Annotated in this window: 10 protein-coding genes and 1 pseudogene; 8 read left to right on the top strand and 3 right to left on the bottom strand. The window is 65.6% G+C overall.

Annotated elements, in window-relative coordinates:
* A pseudogene (locus N878_RS02700) lies at positions 1 to 837 on the bottom strand (VRR-NUC domain-containing protein); the annotation flags it as partial.
* Positions 838 to 1,073: 236 nt separating this feature from the next.
* On the opposite strand from N878_RS02700, the gene N878_RS02695 reads away from it, so the two are divergent.
* The 4 genes from N878_RS02695 (at position 1,074) to N878_RS02680 (ending at position 4,147) form a co-directional block, all read left to right on the top strand.
* Positions 1,074 to 1,337, top strand: coding sequence for a hypothetical protein (locus N878_RS02695; protein WP_021442146.1), 264 nt, complete (start codon positions 1,074 to 1,076; stop codon positions 1,335 to 1,337).
* 182 nt (positions 1,338 to 1,519) lie between these two features.
* Positions 1,520 to 2,863: a cell envelope integrity protein CreD gene (creD, locus tag N878_RS02690; RefSeq protein WP_021442145.1), complete on the top strand. Its 1,344-nt coding sequence runs from the start codon at positions 1,520 to 1,522 to the stop codon at positions 2,861 to 2,863.
* Positions 2,864 to 2,911: 48 nt separating this feature from the next.
* Positions 2,912 to 3,214 (top strand): hypothetical protein, encoded by a 303-nt coding sequence (locus N878_RS02685; protein WP_021442144.1) that lies wholly within the window; start codon positions 2,912 to 2,914, stop codon positions 3,212 to 3,214.
* Positions 3,215 to 3,358: 144 nt separating this feature from the next.
* On the top strand, positions 3,359 to 4,147 hold the full coding sequence (locus N878_RS02680) for a hypothetical protein (RefSeq protein ID WP_021442143.1): 789 nt from the start codon (positions 3,359 to 3,361) through the stop codon (positions 4,145 to 4,147).
* A gap of 110 nt (positions 4,148 to 4,257) precedes the next feature.
* Here N878_RS02680 and N878_RS02675 read toward each other — a convergent pair whose 3' ends face one another.
* Entirely contained in the window at positions 4,258 to 6,387 is a 2,130-nt protein-coding gene (locus N878_RS02675) for a TonB-dependent siderophore receptor (protein WP_031302653.1), read from the bottom strand.
* Between the two features lie 243 nt (positions 6,388 to 6,630).
* Here N878_RS02675 and N878_RS02670 point away from each other — a divergent pair, with 243 nt between their 5' ends.
* The 4 genes from N878_RS02670 to yegQ all read left to right on the top strand — a co-directional run bounded on the left by N878_RS02670 (position 6,631) and on the right by yegQ (position 10,719).
* Positions 6,631 to 6,891 carry a DUF4212 domain-containing protein gene (locus N878_RS02670; RefSeq protein WP_021442141.1) on the top strand — a complete coding sequence of 87 codons (261 nt, stop codon included), beginning with the start codon at positions 6,631 to 6,633 and terminating at the stop codon, positions 6,889 to 6,891.
* 6 nt (positions 6,892 to 6,897) lie between these two features.
* A complete protein-coding gene (locus N878_RS02665; RefSeq protein WP_021442140.1) occupies positions 6,898 to 8,667 on the top strand; it encodes a sodium:solute symporter family protein in 1,770 nt (589 codons plus the stop codon).
* 91 nt (positions 8,668 to 8,758) lie between these two features.
* The gene (locus N878_RS02660; RefSeq protein ID WP_031302652.1) at positions 8,759 to 9,265 is read left to right on the top strand and encodes a hypothetical protein; all 507 of its coding nucleotides are present in this window, start codon (positions 8,759 to 8,761) and stop codon (positions 9,263 to 9,265) included.
* A gap of 146 nt (positions 9,266 to 9,411) precedes the next feature.
* Positions 9,412 to 10,719 (top strand): tRNA 5-hydroxyuridine modification protein YegQ, encoded by a 1,308-nt coding sequence (yegQ, locus tag N878_RS02655; protein ID WP_021442138.1) that lies wholly within the window; start codon positions 9,412 to 9,414, stop codon positions 10,717 to 10,719.
* Positions 10,720 to 10,828: 109 nt separating this feature from the next.
* Here the strand turns inward: yegQ and N878_RS02650 are convergent.
* On the bottom strand, positions 10,829 to 11,442 hold a 614-nt coding region (locus N878_RS02650), incomplete at its 5' end, for a PolC-type DNA polymerase III (protein ID WP_021442137.1).

Below are 11,442 nucleotides of genomic sequence, written 5' to 3'. Positions count from 1 at the left end.
CGAGCCGAGCGCGGCGGTGTCGCGGTACAGCGCCAGCGCCGACTCCAGCTCGCCGGCGCGTTCCAGCTGCTGGGCCAGGCGCAGCAGCAGGCGCTGGTGGCGCTCGCCGATATGCGGATTGTCGGTGGAGAAATCACCGAGTAGTTGCAGCACCTCGGTTACCGCCATGCCCGCGTCGAAGGCGTCGCGGCAGGCGCGCAGATGCAGGTAGTGGTCGACATCCTGGCGGCTGCGGAAGCCGCGCGAGCCTGGGGTGATCGGCACCTGCTCGTAGCGGAAGATGCCCAGGTCGGCCAGGACGAATTCCGACCAGTCCTGCGCCAGGTTGCCGAAGAACATCAGCCGCAGGCGGTCGCACAGCGGCCCGATGGCCAGGCTCAGCAGACGGTCTTCCAGGCGCGGGCACCAGTCGGCCAGGCTGCGCGGCTCGACATGCAGCTCGCGCAGGTGCTCCAGCAGTTCGCTCTTCTTCAGCGCGCCGCCCGGCAGGTCGGCGGCGAAATGCGCGGCCAGTTCGTCCTTGAGCAGCAGGGCGCCGAGCTCGTCGAAGGTCAGCGCGGCGTCGTCGATCAGCCAGCCCTGCGCCAGCAGCGGCGCGGCGGCGGTCGCGATGTCGCCGATCTCGGCGTAGCGCAGTTTGCTTGCGCGAAAGTGCACGCCCTTGCGCATCACCAGGCGCACCAGCAGGGCCTGGGCCGGCAGCGGCAGCTGGATGAAGCTGGCGATGAAGGCCTGCTCGGCCTCGTCCATCAGCTCGCGGTGATGGGCGTCGAGCCAGTCGAGGGCCTTGCGGAAGTTGGCCAGGTAATAGAGTTCGGGGGCGTCGAGGGCGGGCATGGCGCGCTGCTGGGTACTGGTTTTTTGTACAGATACCAGGGTGCGCCCTGTCGCGCAACGGCGGCGGGACGGATGGGCGGCTCCCGCCCATCACTACTATGTCCATGATCGATAAGAAATTTTCCGGGTATCGATGGCGTCGATGGTCGCTATCGAGACATGTCCCTTTTGCCAAATTGGGGCGTGCGTAACATGGGCCCCGTAGCCACTTTCCAGCCCCACCCAGGAGCCCGATCATGAAAAAGCAAATCCTCGCCAGCCTCGTTATTGCCAGCCTGTCCGCCGGTGCGTTCGCCCTGCCGCAGGTCTCCGTCGAGCAGTCCAACGCCCCGGCGGTTGCCGCTGACGGCGCCGACCGCGTAGGCACCAACCGCATCGCCGCCGATGGCGCCGACCGCGTAGGCATCAACCGCATCGCCGCCGACGGCGCCGACCGTGTAGGCGTCAACCGCATCGCCGCCGACGGTGCCGACCGCGTGGGTATCAACCGCATCGCCTGACCCGCCAACCCTTCTGGCGGGAGCAGTTCGATGCCGCACAGCAGCAGTTAATCAGGGCGCCCGCAATCGGCGCCCTGATGCTTTTCCGCTTTCTCCACGCAATCTCCACGTTCCCCCCATAAAGCCCCCACCTGCGCTGCCCAGACTCTGCCGTACCTTCACTCGCTACGGAGAGCCGCGCCATGAGCCGCACCCTGAGCTTCAAGCTGGGCGCCATCGCCCTGTTGATCCTGCTGTTGCTGATTCCCCTGCTGATGATCGACGGTCTGGTCGACGAACGTCAGAACCTGCGCCACCAGGTGCTGCAGGACATCGCCCGCAGCTCCAGCTACCGCCAGCAGATCACCGGGCCGATCCTGGTGCTGCCCTACGTCAAGACCACCCACGAATGGAAGACCCACGACAAGACCGGCGAGCGTTACCAGCAGGAGCGCCAGCAGCGTGGGCGCCTGTATTTTCTGCCGGAGCGCTTCGTGCTCGACGGCCAGGTGAGCACCGAGCTGCGCGCGCGCGGCATCTACCAGGCGCGCCTGTACCGCAGCGATAGCCAGGTCAGCGGCCAGTTCCGCCTGCCGCCGCGCCTGGGGCTGGGCGACGAGCTGGGTTTCTACCGTTTCGACAAGCCCTTCCTTTCCGTCGGCATCAGCGATATCCGTGGCATCGGCAACGATCTGCAGCTGCGCCTCAACGGCCAGACCCTGGGCTTCGCTCCGGGCAGCGGCGACCCCAGTTTCGGTGCCGGCGTGCATGCGCCGCTGCCGGCGCTCGACGCGCAGGGCGGGCAGCTGCTGGAGTTCGCCTTCGACCTCAAGCTGCAGGGCACCGAGCAGCTCGCCGTGGTGCCGGTGGGGCGCGACAGCCGGGTCAGCCTAAGCTCCGACTGGCCGCACCCGAGCTTCGTCGGCGAGTACCTGCCGAGCCAGCGCGAGGTGAACGCGCAGGGCTTCAGCGCGCAGTGGCAGACCAGCTTCTTCGCCACCAACCTGGAGGAGGCGCTGGCCGACTGCGTGGGCCGCGAGCAGTGTCACGCGCTGCTCGGCCGCAACTTCGGGGTCAGCTTCGTCGACCCGGTGGACCAGTACCTGAAGACCGACCGCGCGATCAAATACGCGCTGCTGTTCATCGCCCTGACCTTCGCCACCTTCTTCCTCTTCGAGGTGCTCAAACGCCTGGCGGTGCACCCGGTGCAGTACGCCCTGGTGGGCCTGGCGCTGGCGCTGTTCTACCTGCTGCTCTTGTCGCTGTCCGAGCACCTGGCGTTCGCCCTGGCCTATGGCCTGTCCGCCAGCGCCTGCGTCGGCCTGATCGGTTTCTACGTCAGCTTCGTGCTGCACAGCTGGCGGCGTGGCCTGGGCTTTGGCGCCTTGCTGGCGGCGCTGTACGCCATGCTCTACGGCCTGCTCAGCGCCGAGGACCATGCCCTGCTGATGGGCTCGCTGCTGGTGTTCGGTGTGCTCGCCAGCGTCATGGTGCTGACCCGCAAGCTGGACTGGTACGGCGTCGGCCGCACTGCTCCGCACGCCTGAATCCGATCGGCGCGGCGTGGGCCGCGCCCCTTCCCTGGAGCTGATCCCATGCGTCTGTTCATGCAGTTTTCCGCCTGCCTGGCCCTGGGCCTGGTGGTGGCGGTGATGATCCTCATCGGCCTGATGTTCGCCGGCTGGTTCGACCTGATCGACGGCCTGCTGCTGACCGGCAAACCGCTCGCCCATGTGAGCCTGATGCTGTTGCCCGAGGGCTTCTGGAATGCCCTGACCGGCATACAGGACGCGGCGAACAACGGCACGCTGCGCTCCTTCCTCTCGCTCTGTGCGGCGCTGGGCCAGGTCGGCCTGCTGCTGGCGCTGGGCTTTATGCGCCTGTGGTATCGGCCATGAGCGGGCATATAGGTCTGCGCGAGGAGGCGCGTGCCGGGCATCTGTTGGCGCGGCGTATCGCCGGGTTGTTTCGCGATGCGCGTCATGGGCAGTGGGCGGGCCGCCGCGTAGACTCGCGGTTCGTTGAACGGGAGTGCTTCAAGGATGAAAAAGAGACTGACCACCGCCCTCGGCGGTCTGCTGCTGGCGAGCCTGGCACAGGCCGATGATTGCCGGCAGCAGTTGCCCACCTGGATCGAGATAGCCCACCCGGGCCATACAGCCAGTCAGGTGCTCGAGGATGAGCGCGGGCGCTATCGGGTGGATGCCGAACAGAGCATCTGCAAGGTCTGGCCGGCGCGGCCTGAGCTGACCTTGATCGCAATGCCACTGGTGCGCGCAGAGCACGACAGTCATGGCGAGACGGATCTTGAAGTGCTGCTGCTCGATAGCGTCAAGCAACATGTCGTGGCACGGCTGGTGGAGCCCAATCGGCTGGACTGGGATGCGATCTACGTGACCAGGTTGGCCTTCGATACCGCGCCTTATCGCCTTCGTGGAGATGATCTGGCTTTTGGTCTGCGAATCTCGCGCGAGAACAGTTCGCGGGCGAATCCCTTCAGTGAAACGCAGCTGCATCTGTATGAGCCGGAGGTACAGCGTCTTCGACCGCTGCTGGGGGAGTTGCCGGTCGCGCTGTCCTGGGGCGAGTGGGATACCAACTGCACGGGAGAGTTCAGCGAAACCAAGGGGGTGGTCATCATCACCGAGCGTATCGGTAACCAGGGCTATCGCGACCTGCGGCTCAAGGACACACGCGTCGAACGACGCATGGCCCTGGTCGATGGCGAATGCCAGACCGTCGAAGAGAGTACGCATCGCTACCAGTTGCCTATCGAATACGGCGAGGAGCGCTATCTGCTGCCGATCGAACTGGTTTCCGACCCGCTCTGAAGACACATAGCCCGTATGCAGTCCGGGAATGGCGTGACAGGCCATCCCCGGGTTGCATCCGGGCTACAACGCCCTAAGCCAGGTGAACCGCGTTCACCTGGCGCTCGGCTTTACAGGCTGAACGAAATCCCCGCCTGCAGCGTGCGCGGCTCGCCGGGGTAGGCCCAGGCGTTCCAGGCGCGTTCTTCGTAGTGCTTGTCGAACAGGTTGTTCAGGTTGAGGTTCAGGCGCAGGTTCTCGGTCAGGGGGTAGTAGGCGAGCAGGTCGACCAGGCCGTAGCCGTCCATGTCGAAGCTGCTGTTGCTGGTCAGGCCCCGGCGTTCGCCGACGTATTTCAGGCCAACGCCCAGGCCCAGGCCGGCCAGAGCTCCGCTGTCGAACTCGTAGGTGTCGAGCAGGTTGAAGCTGTGCCGCGGTACGTTGGCCAGGCGCGTACCGACCGGCATGGTGGCGCTGGTGCTTTCGCTGACTTCGGCGTCGACATAGGCATAGCCGCCGATCACCCGCCACTGCGGGGTGATATTGCCGGCCACGTTGATATCGAAGCCGCGGCTGCGCACCTCGCCGGCGGAGATGCTGCGGGTGCTGTCCAGCGGGTCACTGGTCAGCACGTTCTCCTTGACGATATGGAACAGCGCGGCGGTCAGGCTGAGGTCGCGGTCGGCCAGGTCGTACTTGATGCCGACTTCGTGGGCGATGCCTTGTTCCGGGTCGAAGGCATTGCCGAAGCGGTCGGCGCCGCGGTTGGGCTTGAACGAGCGCGAGGTGTTGGCGAACAGCGCCAGCTCGTCGCTGAGGTCGTAGATCAGGCCGAAGCGCGGCGACACGGCGTTGTGCGCCTGGTCCCAGTCGCCGCCAGCGTTGAGCTTGTCCACGTAGCGCTGCTCGAAACGCTCGAGGCGCGCGCCCAGCTGCGCCTTGAGGCGTTCGGTCAGGGCGATCTGGTCCTGGACGAAGAAGGCGTAGGACTCCAGGTTCTCGTTGTCGTGGGTGGTGGTGCGGGTCAGCGCCGGCAGCGGCTGGCCGTGTACCGGGTGGTAGAGGTCGATGGGGAAGGCGTTGTCGTTCGGCGAGCGGCGGATCAGCGAGTTGTAGTTGAACTTGTCGTACTCCAGGCCCAGCAGCAGGGTGTGGGCGAAGCCGCCTGCATCGAAGTGGCCTTCGGCGTTGGCCTGGGCATTGACGTCGTTCCAGTTCAGCCAACGCTCGTTGTAGTTGCGTCCGACCGTGCTGGCGCCCGGCGCCAGACCGGCGCTGTAGCTGTTGCTGTTGTTCTCCACGGCGCCGCCATGGATCTCGCCATCGAGGTACTGCACGCCGCCGCGCAGCGTCCAGTTGTCGTCGAACAGGTGCTCGATGCGCAGCTGGGTGGTGGCGTTGTCGTTGGTCAGCTTGCCGGCGGCTTCTTCGCCGAGGAAGCGCTCACGCGGCAGCTTGTCCTGCTGGTTGGCGTAGCGGGTCACGCCGCGGTCGAGCGGGTGGCGGTTGTGCAGGTAGTCGCCTTCGAGGGTGATGGCGGTATCCTCATTGAGCTGCCAGCGCAGCACCGGGGCGAGGTTGTAGCGCTCGCTCTCGACCTCGTCGCGGAAGCTGTCGCCGCCCTCGGCCACCAGGTTCAGGCGATAGGTGAAGTCGGCTCGTTCATCCAGCGCGCCGGTGCTGTCGAGGGTGCCGCGGCGCCGGCCTTCGCTGTTGATCTGGCTGCCCAGGACGGTGCGGCGCTCGGCCTGCGGCTGCTTGCTGACGATATTGAAGGTGCCGCCGGGATCGCTGCGGCCATAGAGCATGGCTGCCGGGCCGCGCAGCACTTCGATGCGCTCGAGGGTGCTGGCGTCGGGCATGTTCGGGTAGCCGCGGTTGACGGCGAAACCGTTGCGGTAGAACTCCTGGCTGTTGAAGCCGCGAATCAGAAACTCGGTCAGGCCCTGGCCACCAAAGTTGTTGCCGCGCTCCACGCCGCCGGCGTAGTCCAGCGCGTCTTCCAGGCGCACTGCGCCGATGTCCTGCACCACCTGCGCCGGCACCACGCTGATCGACTGCGGGATCTCGTGCAGCGGCGTATCGGTGCGCGTCGCGCTGGCCGAGCGGGTGGCGCGGTAGCCGTCGACCGGTCCATCGGCCCGCTCGGCGGACGCGGTGATCTGCATTTCCTCGAGGGCCAATGGCGATTGCTGGGCGGCGTGGCTGAGCTGACAGGCGAGAGCGGAGAGGGTGAACAGGGCAACAGCTAGACGCCGCATTTCTGAATCCTTGGGGCCGGGGAGGAGAGGGCCGGGGATTCTATGGTTTTAGAGAATCATTATCAAATGCGTTTTTATCGCAGTGACTGGCCCGCAGCGCGCCAGTTCTCTCTCACGGTTTCCGCTTTTGCGAGGCGTCTCCGAGGCGGCGCGCTGCGGCTAATACCAATGTCTATCTGTCGGTTTGCCGGGGCCTGCTGCTAGTTTGAAGCTGCATCAGAATAACAATAACCGGAGGCGTCTATGACTTCTGAAAAAGCAAATGCCGCGGCCTACTGGAAGGCCAATGTGCGGCTCATCACCTGGAGCCTGGTTGTCTGGGCGCTGGTTTCCTACGGCTTCGCCATGATTCTCCGACCCATGCTCGCGGGCATCATGATCGGCGGCGCTGACCTCGGATTCTGGTTCGCTCAGCAGGGCTCCATTCTCGTATTTATCGGCCTCATTTTTCACTACGCGTGGAGACTGAACAGACTCGATAAAGAATTCGGCGTCGAGGAGTAAGAGGTCATGAGCCAATTCGTCATCAACATGCTGTTCGTGGGTGCGTCCTTCGCGCTCTACATCGGTATCGCCATCTGGGCCCGCGCGGGCTCGACCAAGGAGTTTTACGTCGCCGGTGGCGGCGTGCACCCGGTCACCAACGGCATGGCCACCGCCGCCGACTGGATGTCGGCCGCGTCCTTCATCTCCATGGCCGGTCTGATCGCCGCCGGCGGTTACGCCAACTCCACCTTCCTCATGGGCTGGACCGGCGGCTACGTGCTGCTGGCCATGCTGCTGGCGCCCTACCTGCGCAAGTTCGGCAAGTTCACCGTGCCGGATTTCATCGGTGATCGCTTCTATAGCCGCGGCGCACGCCTGACGGCGGTGATCTGCCTGGTGATCATCTCGGTCACCTACGTGATCGGGCAGATGGCCGGTGCCGGTGTGGCCTTCTCGCGCTTCCTCGAAGTGAGCAACTCGACCGGCATCTGGATCGCCGCGGCCGTGGTGTTCGCCTATGCCGTATTCGGCGGCATGAAGGGCATCACCTACACCCAGGTGGCGCAGTACGTGGTGCTGATCATCGCCTACACCATCCCGGCGATCTTCATCTCCCTGCAGCTGACCGGCAACCCGATCCCGCCGCTGGGCCTGTTCGGCGACCACGTCGACTCCGGCGTGCCGCTGCTGCAGAAGCTCGACGAAGTGGTGCGTGAACTGGGCTTCGCCGCCTACACCGCCGATGTCGACAACAAGCTGAACATGGTGCTGTTCACCATGTCGCTGATGATCGGTACCGCCGGCCTGCCGCACGTGATCATCCGTTTCTTCACCGTGCCGAAGGTGGCCGACGCCCGTTGGTCCGCCGGCTGGACCCTGATCTTCATCGCCCTGCTGTACCTCACCGCGCCGGCCGTGGCCTCGATGGCGCGCCTGAACCTGGCGACCACCATTTATCCGGAAGGTGCTACTGCCCCGGCCCTGGCCTACGAAGAGCGTCCGGAATGGGTCAAGACCTGGGAGCAGACCGGTCTGATCGCCTGGCAGGACAAGAACGGCGACGGCCGCATCCAGATGTACAACGATGCCGCCCCGGCCTTCACCGCGACCGCTCAGGAGCGTGGCTGGAACGGCAACGAGCTGACCGTCAACAACGACATCCTGGTACTGGCCAACCCGGAGATCGCCAACCTGCCCGGCTGGGTGGTGGGGCTGATCGCGGCGGGCGCCATCGCCGCGGCACTGTCGACGGCGGCGGGGCTGTTGCTGGCGATTTCTTCGGCGATCAGTCACGACCTGATCAAGACCTTGATCAATCCGAAGATCAGCGAGAAGAACGAGATGCATGCGGCGCGGATCTCCATGGCTGCCGCGATTCTGCTGGCGACCTACCTGGGCCTGAATCCGCCAGGCTTCGCCGCGCAGGTGGTGGCGCTGGCCTTCGGTATCGCCGCGGCCACGCTGTTCCCGGTGCTGATGATGGGCATCTTCTCCAAGCGGGTGAACGACAAGGGCGCGATCTGCGGCATGGTCGCCGGTCTGGTGGTGACCCTGCTGTACATCTTCACCTACCTGGGCTGGTTCTTCATTCCGGAGACCAACATGCTGCCCAATACCCCGGACCAGTGGTTCATGGGTATCTCCCCGGCGTCCTTCGGTACCATCGGTGCGCTGATCAACTTCGGCGTGGCCTATGCCGTGGCGATGCTGACCACGGCTCCGCCGCAGGAAATCCAGGACCTGGTGGAAAGCGTGCGTACTCCGAAAGGTGCTGGTGGCGCGCTGAGCCACTGAGCATAATCCAGGCCTGAGGCCATCGGTCGATGGTTCAGGGTCTAACGGACGGGCCTCCAGTGGAGGCCCGTCTTATTTCAGGAACAGTCGAATGTTATGGACTTTGCTTGCCATCGTGGTGGCGGGGCTCGGCGCTGCCGGTATCGCCCTGCTGCTGCGAAAGCTGACGCGCAACAAACTGCCGAAGTGGATAGTGCCGCTGTTCGGCGGCCTGGGGATGCTGGGCTACCAGATCTTCTACGAGTATTCCTGGTTCGAGCATCAGCAGCAGCGCCAACCGCAGGAGTCGGTGGTGGTGGCCAGCGAGGCCGGTCACGTGTTCTGGCGCCCCTGGAGCTACTTCGTGCCGATGATCACGGCCTTTACCGTGCTCGATAGCACGAGCGTGGTGAAGCGCGAGCTCGACGGCCGGGTGGTCGCCGAATTCATGCTCTACCGCTTCGAGAAGCAGCACATCGATCACGTCGCGCACCAGGCGCACCTGCTCAACTGCGACAGCGCCGAACTGCTGCCGCTGAACGCGCAGCAGCAGCCGCAGCTCGATCAGCTCAAGCGCATCGCCAAGGACGATCCGCTCTACCTGCAGGTGTGTCGCTAGCGCCGCTTTGCGGTGAACGCGCACGGCGCACCATCCTGACCCATCGTCTCGCCCGGGCGCTTTTGCGCGCCCGATAGACCCAGATCAATATCCACGCCTGTCACCTGCATAGAATCGCCAGCCCCTGATTTTTCGAGCTTGCGGTCATGCCCCGTTTTCCCGAACTGCTGTCCCCGGCCGGCAGCCTGAAGAACATGCGCTACGCCTTCGCCTACGGCGCCGACGCGGTCTATGCCGGGCAGCCGCGCTACAGCCTGCGCGTGCGCAACAACGAGTTCGACCACGCCAACCTGGCCCTGGGCATTGCCGAAGCCCATGCCCAGGGCAAGCGCTTCTACGTGGTGGTCAATATCGCCCCGCACAACGCCAAGCTCAGGACCTTCCTCAAGGACCTGGAACCGGTGATCGCGATGGGCCCGGATGCGCTGATCATGTCCGACCCCGGGCTGATCATGCTGGTGCGCGAGCACTTCCCGCAGATGCCGATTCATCTGTCGGTGCAGGCCAATGCGGTGAACTGGGCCAGCGTGCGGTTCTGGCAGCAGCAGGGGCTGAGCCGGGTGATCCTGTCGCGTGAGCTGGCGCTGGAAGAGATCGAGGAAATCCGCAGCCAGGTGCCCGGCATGCAGCTGGAGGTGTTCGTCCACGGCGCGCTGTGCATGGCCTATTCCGGGCGCTGCCTGCTGTCGGGCTACATCAACCGCCGCGACCCCAACCAGGGCAGCTGCACCAATGCCTGTCGCTGGCAGTACCAGGCCACGCCTGCCGCCGAGAACGAGACGGGCGACATGGTGCGCCTGGTCGAGCCGACCCTGGGCGTCGGTACGCCCACGGCCCAGGCCTTTCTGCTCGAGGAGGCCGGCCGCCCGGGCGAGGAAATGACCGCCTTCGAGGACGAGCACGGCACCTACATCATGAACTCCAAGGACCTGCGCGCGGTGCAGCACGTCGAGCGCCTGCTGCGCATGGGCGTGCATTCGCTGAAGATCGAGGGGCGCACCAAGAGTCATTTCTACGTGGCGCGCACCACCCAGGCCTACCGTCAGGCCATCGATGACGCCCTGGCCGGACGGCCCTTCGACAGGGGCCTGATGCAGCGCCTGGAGTCACTGGCCAACCGTGGCTACACCGAGGGTTTCCTGCGCCGTCACGTGCACGACGAGTACCAGAACTATGAGCGCGGCAGCTCGCGCGCCGAGCGCCAGCAGTTCGTCGGTGAGCTGACCGGCGAACGTCGCGGCGCGCTGGCCGAGGTGCGGGTGAAGAACCGCTTCGCCCTCGGCGACTGGCTGGAGCTGATGACCCCGCAGGGCAATCGGCGTTTTTCCCTGGCGCAGCTGGAGAACCGCCAGGGCCAGGCGGTGGACGTGGCCCCGGGCGACGGTCATGTGCTCTATCTACCGCTGCCGGAGAATCTGCCGCTGGAATACGGCCTGCTGCTGCGCGACCTGTAGGGCTGCGTAGGGTGGATGACGCTTTACCCATCCACCAGGATTGTCGGCGGCTGCCCCGTGGTGGATAGAAAGAGCGTTATCCACCCTACGCCCGGATCGTCGGCGCAGGCTACAGCGAATAGGCGCGCTGGCGGCGCCGGCTGTTGAGCGCCTGGAGCAGCGCCGGCAGGCTGTCGAGGCCCTGCTGGCGGGCCTTGCTCAGCAGGATCAGGGCCAGCTCGGCGGTGACCAGGGCGTCGGCGCTGGCGTGGTGGCGCTGCTGCACCTGCAGGCCGAAATGCCGGGTCCAGTCGTCCAGCCCGGCGTGCGCCAGCTTGGCCTTGGGGCACAGCAGCGGGGCCAGTTCGGCGACGTCGAAGAAGGCGTGCTGCAGGCGCTGGCCCAGGCTTTCCTTGAGCGCGCGGGCGAGCATGCGCTGGTCGAACTCGGCGTGGTAGGCGAGCAGCGGGCTGTCGCCGACGAACTCCATGAAGGCCAGCAGGGCCTCGGCCGGCTCCTCGCCGCGGGCGATCTCGCTGGGGGCGATGCCGTGGATCAGGGTGCTGGCGCTGGCCTGGTGGCCGTCGCGCTGCAGGGTGCACTCGAACTGCTGGCTGAGGTCGATGGCGCCGTGCTCGATCACCACCGCGCCGATCGACAGCACCTGGTCGCGGCGCATGTTCAGGCCGCTGGTCTCCAGGTCGAGGACGACGAAACGTTGCGCGTGCAGCGGCCGCTCGTCGA

The sequence above is a fragment of the Pseudomonas sp. EGD-AK9 genome, from assembly GCF_000465935.2.
Classification (GTDB): Bacteria; Pseudomonadota; Gammaproteobacteria; order Pseudomonadales; family Pseudomonadaceae; genus Aquipseudomonas.
Note: the sequence above shows the minus strand (reverse complement) of the source record. Positions and strands in the feature narration are given on the sequence as shown.